Origin of the sequence: Streptosporangium sp. NBC_01810 (assembly GCF_035917355.1) — a bacterium.
Taxonomy (GTDB): Bacteria; Actinomycetota; Actinomycetes; order Streptosporangiales; family Streptosporangiaceae; genus Streptosporangium.
In genome coordinates this window covers 741,197-756,997 of sequence record NZ_CP109070.1, presented here as the reverse complement: position 1 = coordinate 756,997, position 15,801 = coordinate 741,197, and the positions used below count along the sequence as shown (strand labels likewise).

At 71.4% G+C, this 15,801-nt stretch carries 15 protein-coding genes and 1 pseudogene; 9 read left to right on the top strand and 7 right to left on the bottom strand.

Going from position 1 to position 15,801, the window contains the following annotated elements; all coding sequences use genetic code 11:
• Positions 1-16: 16 nt before the first annotated feature.
• Together OIE13_RS03530 and OIE13_RS03525 are read right to left on the bottom strand one after the other, a co-directional pair.
• A complete protein-coding gene (locus OIE13_RS03530; protein WP_326829518.1) occupies positions 17-1,117 on the bottom strand; it encodes a hypothetical protein in 1,101 nt (366 codons plus the stop codon).
• The gene (locus OIE13_RS03525) at positions 1,104-1,670 is read right to left on the bottom strand and encodes an RNA polymerase sigma factor (protein ID WP_326643222.1); all 567 of its coding nucleotides are present in this window, start codon (positions 1,668-1,670) and stop codon (positions 1,104-1,106) included. Before OIE13_RS03525 ends, OIE13_RS03530 begins: the two co-directional genes overlap by 14 nt.
• 234 nt (positions 1,671-1,904) lie before the next feature.
• Here OIE13_RS03525 and OIE13_RS03520 point away from each other — a divergent pair, with 234 nt between their 5' ends.
• A complete protein-coding gene (locus OIE13_RS03520; RefSeq protein ID WP_326643224.1) occupies positions 1,905-2,555 on the top strand; it encodes a response regulator transcription factor in 651 nt (216 codons plus the stop codon).
• Between the two features lie 164 nt (positions 2,556-2,719).
• Positions 2,720-3,301 (top strand): annotated as a pseudogene (locus OIE13_RS03515) (DUF4328 domain-containing protein); the annotation flags it as partial.
• A 126-nt stretch (positions 3,302-3,427) separates the two neighbouring features.
• On the opposite strand, the gene OIE13_RS03510 reads toward OIE13_RS03515, so the two are convergent.
• On the bottom strand, positions 3,428-3,760 hold the full coding sequence (locus OIE13_RS03510) for a DUF6504 family protein (RefSeq protein ID WP_326646868.1): 333 nt from the start codon (positions 3,758-3,760) through the stop codon (positions 3,428-3,430).
• A gap of 6 nt (positions 3,761-3,766) precedes the next feature.
• Positions 3,767-4,522 (bottom strand): GntR family transcriptional regulator, encoded by a 756-nt coding sequence (locus OIE13_RS03505; RefSeq protein WP_326643226.1) that lies wholly within the window; start codon positions 4,520-4,522, stop codon positions 3,767-3,769.
• Positions 4,523-5,116: 594 nt separating this feature from the next.
• Here OIE13_RS03505 and OIE13_RS03500 point away from each other — a divergent pair.
• From OIE13_RS03500 to OIE13_RS03470, 7 genes are read left to right on the top strand one after another with little or no spacing between them, the layout of a single operon-like run.
• Positions 5,117-6,157: an ABC transporter substrate-binding protein gene (locus OIE13_RS03500; RefSeq protein WP_326643228.1), complete on the top strand. Its 1,041-nt coding sequence runs from the start codon at positions 5,117-5,119 to the stop codon at positions 6,155-6,157.
• Positions 6,154-7,032: an ABC transporter permease gene (locus tag OIE13_RS03495; RefSeq protein ID WP_326643230.1), complete on the top strand. Its 879-nt coding sequence runs from the start codon at positions 6,154-6,156 to the stop codon at positions 7,030-7,032. Before OIE13_RS03500 ends, OIE13_RS03495 begins: the two co-directional genes overlap by 4 nt.
• Positions 7,020-7,880: an ABC transporter permease gene (locus OIE13_RS03490; protein ID WP_326643232.1), complete on the top strand. Its 861-nt coding sequence runs from the start codon at positions 7,020-7,022 to the stop codon at positions 7,878-7,880. Before OIE13_RS03495 ends, OIE13_RS03490 begins: the two co-directional genes overlap by 13 nt.
• The gene (locus tag OIE13_RS03485; RefSeq protein WP_326643234.1) at positions 7,877-9,034 is read left to right on the top strand and encodes an ABC transporter ATP-binding protein; all 1,158 of its coding nucleotides are present in this window, start codon (positions 7,877-7,879) and stop codon (positions 9,032-9,034) included. The genes OIE13_RS03490 and OIE13_RS03485 overlap by 4 nt, the downstream gene beginning before the upstream one ends.
• Positions 9,024-9,983, top strand: a complete 960-nt coding sequence (locus OIE13_RS03480; RefSeq protein ID WP_326829517.1) for an HAD family hydrolase — start codon at positions 9,024-9,026, stop codon at positions 9,981-9,983. Before OIE13_RS03485 ends, OIE13_RS03480 begins: the two co-directional genes overlap by 11 nt.
• Positions 9,984-10,020: 37 nt before the next feature.
• Positions 10,021-11,865, top strand: a complete 1,845-nt coding sequence (locus OIE13_RS03475; RefSeq protein WP_326829516.1) for a serine/threonine-protein kinase — start codon at positions 10,021-10,023, stop codon at positions 11,863-11,865.
• Positions 11,866-11,924: 59 nt separating this feature from the next.
• Positions 11,925-12,887, top strand: a complete 963-nt coding sequence (locus OIE13_RS03470) for a quinone oxidoreductase family protein (protein WP_326643240.1) — start codon at positions 11,925-11,927, stop codon at positions 12,885-12,887.
• A 133-nt stretch (positions 12,888-13,020) separates the two neighbouring features.
• On the opposite strand, the gene OIE13_RS03465 is transcribed toward OIE13_RS03470, so the two are convergent.
• The 3 genes from OIE13_RS03465 to OIE13_RS03455 are packed head-to-tail and all read right to left on the bottom strand — an operon-like array spanning position 13,021 to position 15,738.
• Entirely contained in the window at positions 13,021-14,046 is a 1,026-nt protein-coding gene (locus OIE13_RS03465; RefSeq protein ID WP_326643242.1) for a PucR family transcriptional regulator, read from the bottom strand.
• Positions 14,046-14,849, bottom strand: a complete 804-nt coding sequence (locus OIE13_RS03460) for an ABC transporter permease (RefSeq protein ID WP_326643244.1) — start codon at positions 14,847-14,849, stop codon at positions 14,046-14,048. The genes OIE13_RS03465 and OIE13_RS03460 overlap by 1 nt, the downstream gene beginning before the upstream one ends.
• Positions 14,818-15,738, bottom strand: coding sequence for an ABC transporter ATP-binding protein (locus tag OIE13_RS03455; RefSeq protein WP_326643246.1), 921 nt, complete (start codon positions 15,736-15,738; stop codon positions 14,818-14,820). Before OIE13_RS03455 ends, OIE13_RS03460 begins: the two co-directional genes overlap by 32 nt.
• Positions 15,739-15,801: the final 63 nt, after the last annotated feature.

Genomic DNA, 15,801 nt, shown 5'->3' with positions numbered 1-15,801 from the left:
GGCGGCGGGCGAAAGATCACTTCCTGATGCCGAGTTCCCCGACCCAGCCGGAGCTCTCGTAGGCGACCTTGAAGCCCTTACGGGCGGGGATGAACACGGAGTTGGCAGTGCCCGCTCGGGGCTTCTCGTCCGGACCGTCGTAGCGGAAGGCCAGCAGGCGCGCGCCCGACTCGTCGATGACCAGGGTGCGGTGGCCGTTGGCCGTGGTGACCGCGGTGCCCGTGCGGCCGATCGGGTCGAGGACGCCCCGCTTCAGGACGAGTCCCGGCTGGGCGGCCAGGATGCGCAGCATCGAGGCGCGCGTGGCCGCGTTCGTCGGCATGGACAGCAGGTGGCGCGCCCCTTCGAAGGCGAAGTCCGCGAACGGTCCCTCGCGGTGCGCCGAACGGAGCCAGCGCTCAAGCCCCTCGACGTCGCCGGGCAGCTTCTGCTCCTCCCCCAGGTTCAGCGTCTTGGCGCCGATCCCGATTCCCAGGACCATGGAGAAGTCCTCGGTCTTCGGGCCGGGCCACAGGGACGGGGATCCCTTGGCCTTCCACGCCGCCTCATCGGATGCGGTCTCGAAGGTGACCTGGACGTCCTGGTTGGACGAGCTGCGCCCACTCCGGCCGTCGTGCCAGAACTCGTCGGTGTGGGCGACGACCGCACCGGACCCGACCGGCTCGAAGGTCCGGGTGCGCTCGAACCAGTACCGGCCCTTCGGGGCGGCCTCACGCGCCGCCGTCTCCGCACCGGCCAGCAGGAACGACCGGGCGTCGAGCGTGACCACCGGTGTGCCGGGCGTCGCGGCGGGAGATCCGGTGGAGGTCCGGTCCGGGTAGACGAGCTCGGCGGTCCGGCCGCCTCCCGGTCCCCGCAACCCGATCGTCCCCGTCACGACGGCCGGCACCGTCACGGCCGCGGCCAGCCCGACGAGAGCGCCGACCAGTGCGACCCTCGGCGTGAGACGGAACCCCGGACGGAACCCCGGACGGAACAGGTGGCGGGACGTGGTGCGGGACCGAGGCCCGGCCTCCGCGAAGGCGCGGGCGAGGTCGGCCTCACGGCGGCGCCGGTGGGCGTCCTCGGTGAGGGCGTCCGGGCGTAGCGCGCGGACGCGCTCGTCAACGTCGTTCATCGGATACCTCCAGTTCGGGGACCCCGGGCCGGGAACCCGGGGTGGGACGCGGCGCGGTGCCGCACGGGGTCGGTGAGGTGAGGTCGAGCGCCTGGGACAGGCGGCGGCGTGCGCGGTACAGGCGGACCGTGAAGGCGCGGGCCGAGCATCCGGCGAGCCTGGCGGCATCGGCCGGGGCGAGGCCGTACCAGCTGGCCAGGACCACGGCCTCGACGTCCTGCTCGGACAGACCGGCGAGCGCCGCCAGCGCGGCCTCGCGCTCGGCGATCTGCTCGGCCACATCGCCCGCCGGGGCCAGTTCGGCCAGCCGGTCGGCCAGTGCCCGCTTCCGCAGCCCGGAACGCCGCTGCGCGCGCAGCAGGTTACGGGCGATGCCGAGCAACCACGGCAGCGGAGACTCGGGCAGGCGTTCCAGCTGCCGCCAGGCGATCAGGAACGTCTCGCTCGCGATGTCCTCGGCCGCCTGTCTCTCGGCACGCAGCAGCGCGTAGCCGAGCACGCTGCGATAGTGCCGGTCGTACAACGCGGTGAATCGCGCTTCTGGATCATCCACACCCAGTAGTGCCTTTCCCCGGCCCCCGATCACCGGCAGGGAGAAAAAACCATCCGACGCGTTCCCCCGACCCGTTCCCTTGACGCGTTCCCCCATGGTGCTCACGCGGGCTCGTCCACGGACCGTCCCCTTCACCTGGCGCCCTGTTCTGAGATCCGGACCCGTCCGCCACCGGCTGGTTTTGTCAGTGAATGCCCGACCGTGACCCGGCGCCGAGCTGGCAGAATCCATCGGGTGACGATTCGGGTGCTCATCGCTGACGACCAGGAACTGGTGCGGACCGGGTTCCAGATGATTCTGGACGCCCAACAGGACATGGAGGTCCTGGCGACGGCCGCCAACGGGGCCGAGGCCGTCGAGCTGGCGCGGAGACTACGGCCCGACGTCTGCCTGCTGGACATCCGGATGCCCAGGCTGGACGGCCTGGAGGCCACCCGCATCCTGGCGGGACCGGGGGTGCCCAACCCGATGAGGGTGGTCATCGTCACGACCTTCGACCTGGACGAGTACGTCTACGGAGCGCTGCGCGCCGGAGCGACCGGTTTCCTGCTCAAGGACAGCGGACCGACCCTGCTCATCGAGGCGATCCGGGCCGCGGCGGCAGGGGACGCGCTGGTGTCGCCCTCGGTGACCGTGCGCCTGCTCGAACACCTGGCCCACCCGCGGGCCGCCGCCCTCCGGTCGCCCCGCGAGCCCCTCACCGAGCGCGAGCTGGACGTCGTACGCCTGGTGGCCAGGGGGCGGACCAACCAGGAGGTCGCCGCCGAGCTGTTCGTCTCGCTGTCGACGGTGAAGACGCACCTGGGGAGCATCCAGACGAAGCTCGGTGTCAGGAACCGGGTGGAGATCGCCGCGTGGGCGTGGGAGTCGGGCATCGTGAGCTGAGTGAGCCGAGTTGGCCAGGGGGACAGGGCGAGCCGAGTGGACAGAGTGGGCTGAGTGAGCCGAGTTGGCCAGGGGGACAGAGTGGGCCGAGTTGGCTGATTAGCGAAAGAGCTGACGGGATAGAAAAAGGGCAGGTCCTCAGCGCATGGCGGGGGGAGATATACATGCGCTCTATCCCATCTCTACAGAAAAGGTCGGCTTCGGCCGTCTACTTCACCCTCACCACACTGGTGATCGCGACCGCCGCCCTGGCGGTGTTCGAACAGGCCCGTGGCCGGCGCCTCGTCCTGGAGATCTCGAAACTCGGCGGCGACCCCCACGCCCCCGGCGCCGACGCGGTCTTCGGCGCGGTGACGGTCTTCGCCATCCTGATCATGTTCTTCGTCGCGGCCGCGATCGCCGCCGTCGTCGCGTACCTGAACTGGCTGCTTCGCGCCCGGCAGTACGCCGACCGACCCACGGTGGTCCCCGTCCTGGCGAGCTGGTTCGTGCCGGTGGTCAACCTCGTCGCGCCCGCCGTGCTGGTCGACCGGCTGTGGCGGGCCTCCCGCCCACCGGCCGACCGCCGCCCGCGTTGGAGAGTGCTGCTCGCCGCCTGGTGGCTGAGCTGGCTGGCCGCGCTCACGCTGGTGCTGGTGCGGCTCTGGCCGGGCGCGTCCCAGGCGAGCACGGGCCTGACCGATTTCGGCCTGACCGAGCTGACCGCCGTCGCGATCGCCGCACTACTGTGCGCGGCGACGGTCCGGCAGATCACCAGGTTCCAGAGCGCGGGCGCCAGGCACCGGCGCCGGATTCCGGTGAATCGTCCGGAGCGTGCCGGAGGTCGAGGCGGGGCGTGGCCCTGGGGCATGGCCGAGACCTGGAACTGGAAGTCAGTCCCACGCCCTGATCAGCAGCCAGCCCTCGCCCGCGGTGTCGAACCGGAGCTCGTAGGTGCCGACCTGACCGCCGGTGGCGGCCTCGGTCCGCCAGAACCGGCGCTCGCCCGGATCGCTGTCGGAGACCTTCCACCACTCTCGCGCGACAACCCAGTGATCGAGGACCCGGTGGACCGTGTAGAGGCGGTCGCGCCAGACGAACTGGACGGGGTGTCCATCGCGGGTCCACACCTCGACAGGATCACCATAGAGTCGGTTCAAGACGCCTCTTCTCCCCGGGGCTTCGGATGAGTGCCCGGGGGAAGACGGGCCCGCTATATCGAACATACGTTCCTATCGAGTGGGGCGCAAGTCGCCCATCTGCCGTACGAGCGGGTTGGCGTCCACCGAGTTGCGGATACTGAAGGTCACACTGCCCGCACGGTAACGGTCGTCGGACCACTCGACGGGCCGGCCCTCGTGGGTGGTGGTGACCCGGCGCTGGCGCAGCAGCGGGCTGCCCCTGCGCACGACCAGCAGCCTGGAGTCCTGCGCACCGGCGGCCACCGCGTCGATGAGGTGCTCGCCGTAGGCGAAGACAAGACCGACGCTGTCGTAGAGGGCCTGGGTGATCGACTCGCAGTCGGGTTCGATCCGCTCGACGGCCGAGGCGATCCAACCGGCGTAGATCGTGCGCTCCAGCATCACCGGCTCCCCCTCCAAAGAGCGCAGCCGCAGCACCGACAGCACCGGCTCGCCCGGTTGGAGCGCCAGCCGTGCCGCCTCGGTGGCGTCGGCACCCCTGTGACACTGTTGCAGCACCTGCCCGCTGACCCGGTAGCCCAGCGTCCGCGCCCACTGGGCGAAGCTGTGCAGCTCGGCGAAGCTCTGACTGCGCTCGCGGCCAAGCACGATGCGCCTGGCCCCCTGCCGGGAGCCGACCAGGCCCTCGGTGGCGAGCACCGCGACGGCCTGGCGGATCGTGCCCCGGGAGGCCGCGAAGCAGGTGGCCAGCTCGGCCTCGGAGGGCAGCTGGGCACCCACGGCGTACTCGCCTCGCATGATCGCGTCGCGCAGCCTCTCCGCGATGCCCAGGTAACGGGGGGTCACGCCCGTGCCCTTTCCCGTGCGCCCCCGAACGGCAGGAGCCCTGCCCACACGCCTTCCAACACTCGCGCTCCTTCCAGGACACCCGCGAACGTCCGGTGACCGCGCAATCTCGCCTCGCTCCTCAAAACCGCCCTCGTGTCCAACCCGACATCCGACCCGGCACCCGGCCCCGTTCCCGGCCCGGCACCCGACCTGGCATCCGGCCTTGCACCCGACCTGGCATCCGGCCCCGTTCCCGGTACCGGGCGCGATGGCGCACTCCTTCGCTGCGCGCACCGACCGACGGGACCAACCTCCACCCTAAACACCCCTGAATCACCCACACAGCTGCGGTTCTCGCATTTCACCCACGTACTCCGCGCGTTCATCAAACAGCAACTTATTCACGGCATACGAGGTCTAGCTTGTTTGTACAAGTTCATCTACTTTCGTGAAATATTGCGCGACACCCCCTTGGGAGACACAGTGATCGCATCCCGAGTTCGCCTTGCAGGCCTGGCCGCTATCCTCCTGGTGGGAGCCACCGCGTGCGGGGCCGCCCCCGGCACGTCCGCCCCGTCAGGAGCCGCCTCCGACACAGGCTCCGCAGCCGGCGTGGACGCCAGAACCGCCACCTCCGCCGCCGACTTCGGCGGGCTGGACAAGCTCGTCGAGGCCGCCAAGAAGGAGGGCAAGCTCCACGTCATCGCCCTCCCGCCCGACTGGGCCAACTACGGAAAGATCATCGAGGCGTTCAAGGCGAAGTACGGCATCGAGATCGAGAGCGAGACTCCCGACGCCTCCAGCGCCGACGAGATCAACGCGGTGAAGACCCGCAAGGGCCAGGACCGCGCCCCCGACGTTCTCGACATCGGCCAGTCCTTCGCGATCAGCGGCGCCGCCGAGGGCCTGTTCGCGCCGTACAAGGTCCAGACGTGGGACAAGATCCCCGAGAACCAGAAAGAGCCCTCCGGCCTCTGGTTCAACGACTACGGCGGCTACATCTCCATCGGCTGCGACGCCAAAAAGATCGCCAAGTGCCCGGAGACCTACGCGGACCTGCTCAAGCCCGAGTACAAGGGCAAGGTCGCCCTGAACGGCAACCCGACCAAGTCCGGCTCGGCGTTCGCGGGCGTGTACGCGGCGGCCCTCGCCAACGGCGGCTCCTTCGACGACATCCAGCCCGGCCTGGACTTCTTCAAGAAGCTCAAGGACGTCGGGAACTTCAACCCGGTGGAGACCACCCCGGCCACCATCGAGAAGGGCGAGACCCAGATCAGCATCGACTGGGACTACAACAACTCCGCATACGCCCCCAAGATGGCCGAGAAGGGCCTCGACTGGAAGACCGTCATCCCCACCGACGGCAAGTACTTCCAGCTGTACGCCCAGGCCATCAACAAGGACGCCCCGCACCCGGCCGCCGCGCGCCTGTGGCAGGAGTTCCTCTACAGCACCGAGGGCCAGAACCTCTATCTCGGGGGCTTCGCCCGCCCGGTCCTGCTGCCCGCCATGCAGGCCGACGGCTCGGTCGACAAGGCCGCCGAGGCCAACCTGCCGCCGGTCGAGGGTGAGCCCGCCTTCCCGACGGAGGCACAGGTCAACAAGGCCAAGGAGGTCCTGGCGAACGGCTGGGGCGCCGCGGTCTCGGGATGACGGTCCCAACGGTCACGGCCGCCGCCCCGCGCGGCGGCCGCGACCGATCCAGGAACTGGCTGGGCGCCCTGCCGCTGCTGGTCGTGGTGACCGTGGCGTTCGGCATCCCGGCGGTCACGCTGCTCGTCGGGGCGTTCACCGTCAAGGACCCGGCGACCAAGGTGTCGTCCATCGGCACCGCCAACCTGTCCCGGAGCCTGCAGGGCGCCTACCTCAACGCCCTGCTCAGCAGCGTGCAACTGTCAGCGGTGGTGGCGGTGGTCGCCGCGGTCCTCGGGACGTTCCTGGCCCAGGCCGTGATCACCTCCCGCTTCACGGCGCTGCGCGATGCGGTGCTGACCTTCTCCGGCGTGCTGGCCAACTTCGGCGGCGTGCCACTGGCCTTCATCTGGATCGCCACCCTGGGCAACTCGGGAGTGCTCACCACCGTGCTGGGCATCGCCCCCGGCACGCTGTACAACTTCTGGGGCCTGGCCCTCGTCTACCTGTACTTCTCGGTGCCGCTGATGGTGCTCGTCGTGACCCCGGCACTGGACGGCCTGCGCCCGCAGTGGCGGGAGGCGGCGCAGAACAACGGCGCCACCACCTGGCAGTTCTGGCGCTACGTCGGCGTTCCGGTGCTGGCACCCGCGCTGCTCGGCGGTGTCGTCCTGCTGTTCGGCGGCGCGTTCGCCGCCTACGCCACCGCCGCCGCCATGGTCGGCAGCACGGTCCCGCTGGTCACCCTGCAGATCGCCGACGCGCTCACCGGGGACGTCCTCATCGGCTACGAGAACATCGCGCTCGCCCTGAGCCTCGACATGATCGTCATCGCGCTGCTGGTGATGGCGGTCTACCTGCCGCTGCAGAAGAGGAGCTCCCGATGGTTGCGGTAGCCGCCCTGCCAGACGTCACTCCCGGCACCCCTCGGCCCGCCGGCGCCCGCCCCGGGCAGCGGCGGGCCTGGCGGGGGATCGTGCTGGTCGTCGCGGCGCTCTACTTCGTCGTGCCGATGGCCGTGTCGTTCTGGTTCACCGTCCACTCCGAGGGGCAGGGCTTCTCGCTCGCCGCCTACGGGCGGATCCTGTCCGCGCCCGGCTTCCTTCCCAGCCTGCTGCTCTCCCTCGGGCTGGCCGCCGCCACCATCGTCGCGGTGCTGCTACTGACCCTGCCGGCGATGCTGGCCGTTCGGCTCGGCTCGCCGAGGCTGGGGCCGGTGCTGGAGCTGATCGCCACGCTCCCGCTGGTCGTGCCGCCGATCACCTACGTGGTCGGCATCAGCACGGCGCTACGCGGCGGCATCGACGCGCTGGCCGCCACCCCGCTCTGGGCGACGCTGATCACCATCCAGGACGAGAGGTTCCCGATCGTCCTGGTGCTGGCGTACGTGGTGCTGACGCTGCCGTTCGCCTACCGGTCGCTGGACGCCGGGCTGCGCGCGATCGACGTGCGGACCCTGGTGGAGGCGGCCCGCAACCTGGGTGCCTCGTGGCCGTACGTGCTGTTCCGGGTGATCATCCCGAACATCCGCTCCGCCATCGCCAGCGCCTCGTTCCTCACCCTCGCGCTGGTGCTCGGCGAGTACACGGTCGCCGCCCTGCTCGGTTACCAGACCTTCCCGGTCTGGATCGTCACCATCTCGGGGAACGACGGGCAGCTCTCCGTGGCACTGTCGATCATCAGCCTGCTCCTCATCTGGCTGCTGCTGCTCACCCTCTCGGGTGCGGGAAGGAAACGCCGATGACCGTCGAGTTCCGGGGACTGCGCCGCGCGTTCGGCCGTACTGTCGCACTGGACGGCCTGGACCTCACCGTGGAGCAGGGCGAGCTGATGGCCCTGCTCGGCCCCTCCGGCTGCGGGAAGACCACGGCGCTGCGCTGCGTCGCCGGTTTCGAGCACCCCGACGCCGGGGCGGTGCTGGTGGACGGCAAGGACATCACCGGGGTCCCCGCCAACCGGCGGGACGCGGGCATGGTCTTCCAGTCCTACAGCCTGTTCCCCAACCTCAACGCCAGGGACAACGTGGCCTTCGGGCTCCGGGTCCGCAAGGTGCCCACCGCCAGACGGCACGCGCGGGCGGCCGAACTGCTGGAGCTGGTCGGCCTGCCGGCGCACGCCCAGCGCTACCCGCACGAGCTCTCCGGCGGCCAGCAGCAGCGCGTCGCCCTGGCCAGGGCGCTGGCCCTGGAGCCGCGCGTGCTGCTGCTCGACGAGCCGCTGTCGGCGCTGGACGCCAAGGTCCGCGTCACGCTCCGCGAGGAGATCCGCCGACTCCAGCTCGAACTGGGCATCACCACCATCTTCGTCACCCACGACCAGGAGGAGGCCCTGTCGGTCGCCGACCGGGTCGCGGTGCTGCGCGCCGGGCGGCTGGAGCAGTGCGGCCCCCCGTCCGAGGTCTACGACCGGCCCGCCACCCCGTTCGTGGCGGAGTTCGTCGGCGCGATGAACCACGTGCCCGGCCGGCTCTCCGGCCAGGAGGTCACGGTCCTGGGGCGGCTCATGCCCGTGGACGGCCCGCTGCCCTCCGCCTCCGACGTCGATGTGCTGGTCCGCCCCGAGGCGGTGCTGGTCACGCCCTCCCCCGAGGGAAGTGCCACGATCGTGGCCTCCTCCTTCCGCGGCTCGGTCGCGCGGCTGCGGGTGCGACTGGGCGAGCTGGAGGTGCTCAGCGACGTACCGGGACACGACGCGGTACGGCTGGCGCCGGGCACCCGGGTGGACGTCACCCTCGTGCAGCGGCCCGTCCTCGTCGCGGCGCGCACCGCCCCCGCTCCCACTCTCCCGGATTCCTCAGAGCCGTCGGAGCTCCCGAAGTCGTCGGAGTCCCCGAAGTCGTCGGAGCCGTCGGAGCCGGAGGCATCCGAGGGGTCGGAGGATCCCGCGGGTGTCGGATAAGCTCCGCGCCGTCCTGTTCGACATGGACGGCACCCTCGTGGACACCGAGGGAATGTGGTGGCAGGCGTGCGCGGCGGTCGCCGCGGAGTTGGGTCTGGAACTGGCCGAGACCGACGTCGGCCACCTGCTCGGCCGCCCGGTCGAGTACGTGGCCGCCCACCTCGTACGACGCGCTTCGTCCACCGCACCCGACGCGTCCACACTCCCCGACGGCCCGCCCATCGCACCCGATCCGTCCACACTCCCCGGCGGCCCGCCGACCGGGGGCGACGCGTCCGCGCTCCCCGGCGGCCCGCCCACCGGGGGCGACGGCACGTATCCGGGCGGAGCGGACACCGCCGAAGCGGACACCGTCGAACGGGTAGGGGCACGGCTCACCGACGCCTTCGCCGAGCGGATCGCGGGCGGGGTGACGCCGCTGCCCGGCGCGATCCGGCTACTGGACGACCTGGGTGCGGGCGGCGTACCCACGGCGCTGGTCAGCGCCTCCCCCCGGCGCATCGTGGACATGGTGCTCCAGACCGTCGGGGCCGAGCGGTTCGCCCTGGTCGTGGCCGCCGAGGACACCGCGCGCGGCAAACCGCTGCCGGACCCCTACCTGCGGGCGGCCGCCGGGCTGGGCGTCGACCCCGGCGAGTGCGTGGCGGTGGAGGACAGTCCGACCGGGCTCGCGGCGGCCCGCGCGGCCGGATGCCAGGTGGTGTCGGTCGCGGGCGGCGTGGCGCGGGAAGGCGTACTGGCCGTGGACGGCCGGGAGGGCGTACTGGCCGTGGACGGCCTGGAGGGCGTACTGGCCGTGGACGGCCGGGAGGGCGTACTGGCCGTGGACGGCCGGGAGGGCGTACTGGCCGTGGACGGCCGGGAGGGCGTACTGGCCGTGGACGGCCTGGAAAAAGTGGACCTGCCGCTGTTGCGACTGCTGGCGAGTGGCAAGAGATCGATAGGCTGAATCACTCCTGTGATGGCTTATGCGGTTAGGTACAAAGGTGAGCGACCTCAGTCCCGACGAACCCCTGCAGATAGGCCGGTACCGCTTGCTCAGCAGGCTGGGCCGAGGCGGGATGGGCACGGTCTATCTCGGCGAGTCCCCCGACGGGCAACAGGTCGCCATCAAGGTCATCAACTCGGAGTACAGCCAGCACGAGCGGTTCCGAATGCGCTTCCGCCGGGAGGCCGACTCGGCACAGCGGGTCCGCAGGTTCTGCACGGCCGCGGTCATCGAGGCTGCGCTCGACGGTGACCAGCTCTACGTCGTCACCGAGTACGTCACCGGCCCCAACCTGGAGGAGGCCGTGGAGTCCGGCGGGCCGCTCCGCGGCTCCAGCCTCGACGCGCTGGCCGTCGGTGTGGCGACCGCGCTGACCGCCATTCACGCCGCCGGGGTGGTGCACCGCGACCTCAAGCCCTCCAACGTGCTGCTCTCCCCCGTCGGCCCCCGCGTGATCGACTTCGGCATCGCCCGCGCGCTGGACACGCTCAGCGGGATGACCGGGACCGGTGAGATCCTCGGCACCCCCCGCTACATGGCGCCCGAGGTGTTGCGCGGCGAGCCGGTCTCGGCCGCCTGCGACGTGTTCTCGTGGGGCTGCCTGATGGCCTTCGCCGCGAGTGGGCGAGCGCCGTTCGGCGGCGAGGCACTGCCCGCGGTGCTGTACCAGGTGCTCAACACCGAGCCCACTCTGGAGGGCATGGAGCCCACGCTGCACGAGCTGGTCACCTACGCCCTGGCCAAGGACCCGCGGAACCGGCCCACCTCCCAGCAGCTCCTCGACCATCTGGTGGGCCGCTCCGCCGCACCCGAGCAGGCCGCCCACTCGGTTCAGACCTCCTGGCAGGGAACGCCGGGAACGTACGAGAGCGCCCCCTGGGCCGGACCCGCGGGCGCACCCGGCGGGCCCTCCCCCGACCCCGGCCGGGACCACCCCGCGATATCCGCCCAGGACGGCCGCACGATCTCCGGCGCCCCGCAGGCAGGTCCCGGCCACACCGCGCCCGGCGCCTTCCACTACGGTCCCGGCCACACCCTCCTGGAGCCGCAGGGCGACCTCGGGGCCGCTTCGCGCGAACGCTCGGCCAGGCGGCGCAAGCTGGTCATCGGGGCGGCCGCGGCGGCCCTGCTGGTGGGCGGCGCGCTCGGCCTGAGTCTCCTGCTCTCCCCGAGCGGCCCCCCGGAGAACCTCGCCCTGCTCTACCAGGACGACTTCACCCAGAGCGGAACCGGCTGGAGCGGCGGCGCCTACAACCCGCTCACCGGCACCTACGGCTACGCCCCCGACGGCTACTACGCCATCGACGTCAGCGGTTACTCCCCCGTCAAGCGGGAGCAGGCCCCGATCCCCTTCGTGCCCGCACCTCCCGCCACCCCCGACCCGACAGCCAGCCCCACCCCGGTCACGCCGGGCCGGATCCTGCTCGGCACCGACATCACGATCCGCTCCGGCAGCATCGGCATGGGCGAGTACGGACTGTTCTGCCGGGGCGAGGACGACAACAAGGCGACCCGGTACGAGTTCCTGCTCGACACCGCTGGGAACGCCCGCATCCGCAAGACCGTCAAGAGCTCCGGGGGCGAGCTCACCAAACCCGTCAAGGTCGACCTGCCCAAGGGGAAGGCCGCCAGGGTCGAGGCCGAGTGCACCGGGGCCGACGGGGGCGTGCAGCTCATCATGTGGGTCAACGGCGAGCGGACGCAGTCCTTCCTCGACCCCGATCCGCTGCCCAACGGGCTGGTCGGCGTGATCGTCCGGGTGGGCGAGAACAGCGACGCCGTGCTCAGGACCGCGTTCGACAACTTCACACTGCGCGGCCCCGCCGCCACCGGGCAACCCTGAGTGACCCGCCCAAGGGCGGGGACGATCAGGACACCGACCGATCAAAGGAGTTCAGCACGATGCGCGCCATAGTCGTCTCCGCCACCGGCGGCCCCGAGGTTCTCGCCTACGTCGACGACTACCCGGACCCCGAGGTGAACCCCGGGGACGTCCTGATCGACGTCGCCGCCTCCGGCGTGAACTTCATAGACGTCTACCACCGGATGGGCCGTTACCCGCTCTCCCTGCCCTTCGTTCCCGGTGAGGAGGGCGCGGGCACCGTCGCCGCGGTCGGCGAGGACGTGCACGACGTCGCCGTCGGCGACACCGTCGCCTGGGCGTCCGTACCGCGCAGCTATGCCTCCAGGGTCACGGTGCCCGCTTCCAAACTGCTCTCCGTACCCGAGGGGGTCACGCCCGAGGCCGCGGCGGCCGTCACGCTCCAGGGGCTGACGGCGCACTACCTGACCCACTCCGCCTACGAGGTGAAGGCCGGTGACGATGTGCTGGTGCACGCCGCCGCCGGAGGCATGGGCCTGCTGCTCACCCAGATCGCCAAGCTGCGCGGCGCCCGGGTGATCGGCACGGTCTCCACGGAGGAGAAGGAGGTCCTGGCCCGCCAGGCGGGCGCCGACGAGGTGCTCCGCTACCGGGGCTTCGCCGACGCGGTCCGCGAGCTGACCGGCTCCGGCGTGCACGTCGTCTACGACGGCGTGGGCGCGGCCACCTTCGACGAGAGCATCGCCTCGCTGCGCCCACGCGGCATGATGGCGCTGTACGGCCAGGCCAGCGGCCCTGTCCCACCCGTCGACCCGCAGATCCTCGCCCGGCACGGCTCCCTCTTCCTGACCCGCCCCACCCTGAACGCCTACATCGCCACCCGCGACGAGCTCGTCTGGCGGGCCTCCGACATCTACGGCTGGGTGGCCGACGGGCGGCTCCGGGTGCACGTCTCCCACCGCTACCCGCTGGCGGAGGCCGCCCGCGCCCATGAGGACCTCGAATCCCGCCGTACGACCGGCAAGGTGCTGCTGATCCCCTGAGCGCCCTCGGCATCCGGCCGGTGGCCCCGCATCCGGCCGGTGGCCCTGGCCGCTGGCCCCGCATCCGGCGTCGACCGGGATCGCCGCCCTCCTCGGTGAAGGGCCGCCGGGGCTCCGCGTACGGCGGGAGCGGTCAGCGCAGCGGCTGGGCGGGCCAGTCCAGCAGCCGGGCGCCCAATACCGCCGTCTCCAGGGTGAAGCGCTGGGTGGGGTCGTCGGGTGAGAACCCGGTGAGGCGGCGGATCCGCTCCAGCCGGTAGGTCACCGCCCGGGTACTGACGCCGAGCCTGCGCGCGGCTGCGGTCTGGTTGCCCTGGGCGGCGAAGACCGCCTCCAGCGTGCCGAGCAGCGGCTCGGGACCGCCCCGCGCCTCAAGCAGCGGGCTGAGCACCGTCGTCACCAGGTCCTCGATGGCCGCCCGGTCCCGCAGCAGCACCGGGAAGACCAGCAGGTCGGCGGCTTTCAGCACGGGGGCGCGCAGCCCCAGCCGGTCGCCGAGCTCGATGGCGTTGGCTCCCTCGCGGTAGGAGGCGACCACCCCGCCTGGACCTCGGTGCGCCCTGCCAAGGCCGACCCGCCAGCCGGGCGCGAACGTCTGGCGGACGTGGTGGGTGAACTCGCCGGTCGCGGCGGCCAGGCCGCCCGGCGCCACGCAGACGAGCGTCCCGTCCCGGACCGCGACCAGCACGTTGTGCGAGCCGAACCGGGCGACCAGCGCGTCCTCGATCCGCCGGGCCGTCCCCTCGCCCAACCCGCCACCCGCGTCGGCGGCGGGACGGGCGACGGCGACCAGGTAGGTCTCGGCCAGGCGGAGGCCGAAGTGCTCGGCCCGCTCGGCGAGCCGGTGGACACGCCCCTGGAGCAGGTCGTCGACGAACTCCCGGCGCGCGGCCTCCTCCTGGCGCAACGCGGACCGCTGAGCGCTCTCGTACCCCTCCATCAAGGCGGAGACCGTACGCCGCAGGGCCGGGAGCGGGGCGGGACTCACGGACTCGGCCATGGCCAGCGCGGCCTCGACCAGGGCCCGGACGGACACGCCCCGCTCGGCGGCCAGCGCACCGGCGGCACGGCAGTCGTCCAGCTCGGCCCGGCCGGGCGGCCTGCCGGTGGCGGCCGCCTCCCTCAACATCCGGAGATGGCCGCCGAGCAGATCGTCCATCAGACTCCCACGTCACGCCTGTCGAAGGCCGGTATCGCGGTCAGGACCAGCGCGACGATCGCGCCTACCAGCACGAGATACTCCCACGCGGGAAATCCCTGCTGGATCGGCCGTCCGTCGAGGTAGTAGTGGAACGGCGAGATCCAGCGCAGCCAGGACACCCCGCCCACGTCCCTGCCCATGGTCTCGACCACGTAGCCGGCCACCGCGACCACCCCGACCACCGCCAGGGCGATCCCCCTGCGGCCCGTCACCGCGCCGACCGTCAGACAGAGCGTGCCGAAGAAGAGGGCGAGCAGGAAGACGCCGGTGTGACCGGCCAGGATCCGGTCGGCCGGAACGTCCATGCCGACGGCCGTGGCCAGGCCGAGCACGACGAGGAAGGTGACCGCCGCCACGCCGAACAGGGCGAGGGCGAGGGCGGCGAAGCGCTCCAGGACCAGCCGCCTGCGGGTGATCGGGAGGGTGAGGGTCAGCTCCAGCGTGCCCGACTCCTCGGGCTGGGCGATCGCCCGGTTGCCGATCACCGCGGCGCACATGATGAACAGCAGCGGCCCGAACAGCTGGTAGACCAGCGTCTGCAGGTAACCGGGGCCACTGGTGAAGCCGTCCTCCAGACCGCCCATGAGGTCGCGCATCGCCCCGGGAAACTTGGTCAGCGCCACCTGCCCGTAGAGCTCGGGGCTGCTCACGATGGTCGGGTAGTACGCCAGATAGAGCCCGAAGAACGCGCTGATCCCGATCGTCCAGCCGAGCAACGGACGACGGTAGTCACGCAGGCTCTTCGACACCAGCGCGGGCATGAGGCGCCTCCTCTTCGCTGTAGTAGGTCAGGAAGATCTCTTCGAGGTCGGGCTCGGCGCTGACCATGTGCACCACGGTGAATTTCGCCGCCGCCTTGACCAGCGCGTCCGGGCGGCCGTCGATGGTGCAGCGCACCCCGGCCCCCTCCACCCGCAGGTCCCGCACGCCGGGCAGGTTCTCGAACGCCTCCCGGGGCACCGGCGCGTCGAAGTGGAACTCCACCCGGCGCACCGCCTTCTCCCGGAGCGCGGAGATGTCCTCCACCGTGACCAGCCTGCCGGCCCGCACGATGCCGACCCTGTCGGAGACGTGCTCGACCTCGGCCAGCACGTGGGAGGACATCAGCACGGTACGGCCCGAGGCGCGGACCTCGCGGACCATCGCCAGGAACTCCTGCTGCACCAGCGGGTCCAGCCCGCTGGTCGGCTCGTCGAGGATCAGGAACTCCGGCTCGTGCATGAACGCCTGAATGAGCCCGACCTTCTGTTTGTTGCCCTTGGAGAGCTTGCCCATGGGCACCGCCAGGTCGGCCTCCAGCCGCTCGGCCAACTCCTCGATCCGTCCCCTGGGCAGGCCGCCACGGACCGTGCCGAGGAAGGCGAGGTAGTCTCTCGCCTTCTCCCTGCCCTCCAGGGCCAGCTCGCCGGGCAGGTAGCCGATCCGGCTCCGCACGCCCGCGTCTCGGGGATCGTGGCCGAGGACCGTCATCCGGCCCCTGGTGGGGCGGATGACATCCAGGAGCAGCCTGATCGTGGTCGTCTTTCCCGCGCCGTTCGGGCCGAGGTACCCGAACACCTCCCCGGGCCGGATCTCCAGGTCGAGATCCTCAAGCCCCCGGCGCACGCCGTAGAACTTGGTGAGCCCCTCGGTCTCCACCACCGCTGTCATGCACTCGATCGTGCCCGCCCGCCGGTGCGGAGGCCATGGCCGGATCCCGACAGTTGGCCGCCC

Coding starts and splice junctions, on each gene's coding strand:
- OIE13_RS03490 (WP_326643232.1), top strand. CDS start 7,020: ATGGTTGCGGTAGCCGCCCTGCCAGACGTCACTCCCGGCACCCCTCGG.
- OIE13_RS03485 (WP_326643234.1), top strand. CDS start 7,877: ATGACCGTCGAGTTCCGGGGACTGCGCCGCGCGTTCGGCCGTACTGTC.
- OIE13_RS03455 (WP_326643246.1), bottom strand. CDS start 15,738: ATGACAGCGGTGGTGGAGACCGAGGGGCTCACCAAGTTCTACGGCGTG.
- OIE13_RS03470 (WP_326643240.1), top strand. CDS start 11,925: ATGCGCGCCATAGTCGTCTCCGCCACCGGCGGCCCCGAGGTTCTCGCC.
- OIE13_RS03495 (WP_326643230.1), top strand. CDS start 6,154: ATGACGGTCCCAACGGTCACGGCCGCCGCCCCGCGCGGCGGCCGCGAC.
- OIE13_RS03460 (WP_326643244.1), bottom strand. CDS start 14,849: ATGCCCGCGCTGGTGTCGAAGAGCCTGCGTGACTACCGTCGTCCGTTG.
- OIE13_RS03510 (WP_326646868.1), bottom strand. CDS start 3,760: ATGTTCGATATAGCGGGCCCGTCTTCCCCCGGGCACTCATCCGAAGCC.
- OIE13_RS03465 (WP_326643242.1), bottom strand. CDS start 14,046: ATGGACGATCTGCTCGGCGGCCATCTCCGGATGTTGAGGGAGGCGGCC.
- OIE13_RS03530 (WP_326829518.1), bottom strand. CDS start 1,117: ATGAACGACGTTGACGAGCGCGTCCGCGCGCTACGCCCGGACGCCCTC.